The organism is Pseudovibrio sp. POLY-S9 (assembly GCF_001431305.1).
In the GTDB taxonomy this organism is placed as follows: Bacteria; Pseudomonadota; Alphaproteobacteria; order Rhizobiales; family Stappiaceae; genus Pseudovibrio.
On record NZ_LCWX01000163.1, the window covers coordinates 40,487 to 44,771 of the forward strand.

Genomic DNA, 4,285 nt, shown 5'->3' on the forward strand with positions numbered 1-4,285 from the left:
CACTGGAACAGAACCGAGAGATATTGGCAGTCCCGGGGTCTCCATTAGATCCTCGATCAGTCGGCGCCAACAAACTTATCCAGCAAGGCGCCGCGCTCATTCAATCGACTGACGATATTCTGGAGATCATGGAACCCAAAATCTCTATGTCCTTGCCACTTCATCAGGGGATTGACGAACCTGCCATGGGTTGGCCAGCCTTGGAGCAGGCAGATGCAGACGAGACCACAAACCCGCTCAATGCCAAAGAACAGGACAGACATGCCATCATCAATGCACTGAGTGAGACACCCATAGATCAGGATGAACTCCTGCGATTTACCGGTGTCACCTTACAGACGCTTCAACTCATCCTGCTGGAGATCGAACTGGCCGGACGCTTGGAGCGGCACAAACCCAACAAGCTTTCTTTGATACATTCTGACAGAGCGTGACAATTTTGCGTCTTAGTCGGTTTCGTTGTTTTCCAGATCCAAGTCCTCAACCTCAACAGGGTCCGGTAATCCACCGGATTGAGCTTCCGCTTCTTTTTGAGCCAGAAGCAATAAGTACCTCAGCAGGTCGAGCCTCTGCGATCGCGCCATGTCACTCAATTCACGACACATTTTGGCGCAGTACTCTGCTACGTCACGTGTTTCGATTGTTCTGTCATTTTTCGGCAACGGGTAATTACGCAAGCTTTTTAACCTTCTTATGCAACCATGACACAAGCCTCAGATGGTAAAAAGCGCTTTGCAATCTGAGGGTTACAGCAAGTAAAGCCATTACCTTAGGTTGCGTAAATTAGCAAGCGCAACCAAAATATGACCCAAGGAAAATTAAGGGAGTGGCTTTTCCGCTCTTGACCAATTGATCTGAAAAGGCCATTTGACAGCCGCGAAGTCATCCGAGATTGTGTCGGTTCGACTCATAAAACGGTTTTTGATTTATCAATTCCAAGACGAGATTTACGCGAAAGCCAGGAAATCAATGAACGTAGTCATTGTGGAATCACCGGCGAAAGCCAAGACCATCAATAAATATCTGGGCAAGGACTATATAGTTCTGGCGTCCTACGGCCATGTGCGCGACCTGCCTCCAAAGGACGGCTCCGTGCTGCCGGACGACGACTTTGCCATGTCTTGGTCTGTCGATTCCAAATCTCAAAAGCGCCTGTCGGATATCGCCAACGCGGTGAAGGAGGCTGACCGCCTTATTCTCGCAACTGACCCCGACCGCGAAGGAGAGGCCATTTCTTGGCACGTCTTGGAAGTTTTGAAAAAGAAACGCGTCCTGAAGGATAAGAAGGTCGAGCGCGTGGTATTCAACGCGATCACCAAGAATTCCATTCTGGAAGCAATGAAAAATCCGCGCGAACTGGATGTGCCGCTTGTCGACGCGTATCTGGCTCGTCGTGCACTCGACTATCTCGTGGGCTTTACGCTCTCTCCAGTTCTGTGGCGCAAGCTGCCAGGTGCCCGCTCAGCAGGCCGCGTGCAATCCGTTGCGCTGCGCCTTGTGTGTCAGCGCGAGAACGAGATCGAGACATTCCTCTCTCAGGAATACTGGTCCATTCTGGCAAACCTGAACACACCGGAAAACGCGCCGGTTCAGGCACGCATCACCAATTTTGACGGCCAGAAGATTACGCGCCTCGACATTAAGAACGAGCAGGAAGCCACAGCGATCAAGCAGATGCTTGAAGGTGCGAGCTTCTCTGTCAGCAATGTTGAGAGCAAGCCACAACGACGTAATCCATATGCGCCCTTCACCACCTCTACCCTTCAGCAGGAAGCTTCCCGTAAGCTCGGCTTTGCAGCAGCACGCACCATGCAGGTTGCGCAAAAGCTTTATGAAGGCGCGAACATCGGCGGTGAAACCACTGGCTTGATCACCTATATGCGTACCGATGGTGTGCAGATCGCTCCAGAAGCAATTCAAAGCGCGCGCGCCGTCATCGGCTCCCGTTATGGGGATGAGTACGTTCCTGAAAAGCCACGGGTGTATACGTCCAAAGCCAAAAACGCTCAGGAAGCGCACGAAGCGATCCGCCCGACCGACTTGTCCCGTCACCCGCGGGACATGGCAAAGTTCCTCGACGAAGACGGCGCACGCCTTTATGAGCTGGTCTGGAAGCGTACCATTGCCTCGCAGATGGAATCTGCTGTTCTGGAGCGCACCACTGTTGACATTGAAGCTGCAAACGGCGCCAAGAAAGCTGCCCTGCGCGCATCTGGCTCTGTTGTCCGTTTCGATGGCTTCCTCACTCTTTATCAGGAAGGTAAAGATGATGAGGAAGACGAGGAAAGCAAACGCCTGCCGCCAATGACAAAGGGCGACAGCCTCGGTCGTAAAGGCATTGAAGCCAACCAGCACTTCACTGAACCTCCACCACGCTTCACCGAAGCAACACTGGTGAAGAAGATGGAAGAGCTGGGGATTGGTCGCCCGTCCACCTACGCCGCAACGCTGCAAACTCTGCGCGATCGCGAATACGTAGATCTGGACAAGAAACGCCTGATCCCACAGGACAAAGGTCGTCTGGTAATTGCATTCCTTGAAGACTTCTTCAATCGCTACGTGGAGTATGACTTCACAGCAAGCCTTGAAGACCAGCTCGACAAGATTTCAGCTGGCGATCTGGAATGGAAGGCCGTCTTGCGTGACTTCTGGAACCCGTTCCACGAAATTTGTGATGAGGTGATTAAGCGCTCCAACACAGAAGTGTTGGATGCCCTGAACGAAACCCTCAAAGCACACGTCTTCCCAGACAAGGAAGATGGCTCTGATCCACGCAAGTGCCCGAAATGTGAAACCGGTCGCTTGTCACTGAAAGTCTCCAAATTCGGCGCGTTTGTTGGTTGTTCCAACTACAACAAAAACAAGAAAGACGGCAAAGAACCAAACGAAAATCCGCCACATTGTGATTATACACGTCAGCTCACCTCAGGCGGCACATCTGATGCGGGTGCAGCAGCAGACGGACCTCAGGTTTTGGGCATTGATCCGGAAACCGGTTTGGAAGTCTCCTTGCGCACAGGCCGTTTCGGCCCATATGTACAGCTAGGTGAAGAAGCCAAACCAAAGCGCTCGTCCTTGCCACGTGGCTGGAGCACTGCCGATCTGGATCTGGAGAAAGCCCTTCAGTTGCTTTCCTTGCCACGCGAAGTCGGCACTCATCCAGAAGATGGCAAGACCATTTCCGCAGGTCTGGGCCGTTTTGGACCGTTCGTGCTACATGATGGCACCTATGCCAACCTGGACAGCCCGGACGAAGTCTTCTCCGTCGGCATCAACCGCGCCGTAACCCTTTTGGCAGAAAAGCGTGCCAAGGGCGGAGGCCGCGGAGCTGCCGCAAAACCTCTCAAAGAACTTGGTGACCACCCCGATGGCGGCGCCATCAACGTATACAGCGGTCGTTATGGCCCCTACGTGAAGTGGGAAAAGATCAACGCAACCCTTCCAAAGGACGTTGCACCAGAAGCTGTCACGCTGGAACAGGCAACAGAGCTTGTAAACGCCAAGGCAGCAACAAAAGGTAAGAAGAAAGCGCCTGCCAAAAAGGCAGCTGCAAAGAAAACAACGGCCAAGAAAGCAGCGCCCAAAGGGGCACTGAAAGAACTTGGCGATCATCCGGATGGTGGAGCGATGGAGCTGCGCGACAGCGGCCGCCTCGGCGTTCGGATCAAATGGGGCAAGGAGTTCACCTCCCTGCCAAAAGGAACAGACCCGGAGACGGTAACCCGCGAACAGGCAATCGAGCTGATCAACGCGAAGAAGGATTAAGATCCCCGTTACTCTCCGGACAACGAAACATAAGGGCTTCCGTTCATCGGGAGCCCCTTTTCGCGGCATAAAAGCCGCACTGGATGAGATACATTGAGCCGAAAAAAGGCCACTGAAAAAAGACACAAGGGACCGGCAGAAATGCCATCCCGCGAAGACATTCTGAAGTTTATTGCCGACAATCCCGGCAAAGCTGGTAAACGCGAAATCGCCCGCCATTTTGGTATCGTCGGCGCAGCGCGCATCCCCCTCAAACGAATGCTGAGAGATTTGACTGAAGCTGGTCATCTCGAAAAACGCCGGAAACGCATGTTGCGTCCAGGCGATCTTCCTCCTGTCTTTGTTGTAAAAATCACAAGCAGAACTGCTGACGGTGAGCTCCTCGGCATCCCGATGAACTGGGATGAAGAGCATGGAGAGCCACCGAACGTTCTCGTCTTGTCGCAAAAGAACAAAAACAAATTCAACCCCGTCCCAGGCATCGGCGACCGTGCCCTTGTGAAACTGCTGGACGATCAGG

The 4,285-nt window shown here is 53.0% G+C and carries 2 protein-coding genes and 2 pseudogenes; 3 read left to right on the forward strand and 1 reads right to left on the reverse strand.

Features of this window, described 5'->3' with window-relative positions; genetic code table 11:
* Positions 1-434, forward strand: a pseudogene (locus tag PPL9_RS14525) (DNA-protecting protein DprA); the annotation flags it as partial.
* 12 nt (positions 435-446) lie between these two features.
* On the opposite strand, the gene PPL9_RS32000 reads toward PPL9_RS14525, so the two are convergent.
* The gene (locus PPL9_RS32000) at positions 447-677 is read right to left on the reverse strand and encodes a hypothetical protein (RefSeq protein WP_152986706.1); all 231 of its coding nucleotides are present in this window, start codon (positions 675-677) and stop codon (positions 447-449) included.
* A 292-nt stretch (positions 678-969) separates the two neighbouring features.
* Here PPL9_RS32000 and topA point away from each other — a divergent pair, with 292 nt between their 5' ends.
* Positions 970-3,765: a type I DNA topoisomerase gene (gene topA, locus PPL9_RS14530; RefSeq protein WP_057463364.1), complete on the forward strand. Its 2,796-nt coding sequence runs from the start codon at positions 970-972 to the stop codon at positions 3,763-3,765.
* Positions 3,766-3,906: 141 nt separating this feature from the next.
* Positions 3,907-4,285: pseudogene (locus PPL9_RS31365) on the forward strand (MarR family transcriptional regulator); the annotation flags it as partial.

Excerpts from the sequence above, each read along its gene's own strand:
- topA (WP_057463364.1), top strand. The coding sequence starts at position 970 with ATGAACGTAGTCATTGTGGAATCACCGGCGAAAGCCAAGACCATCAAT.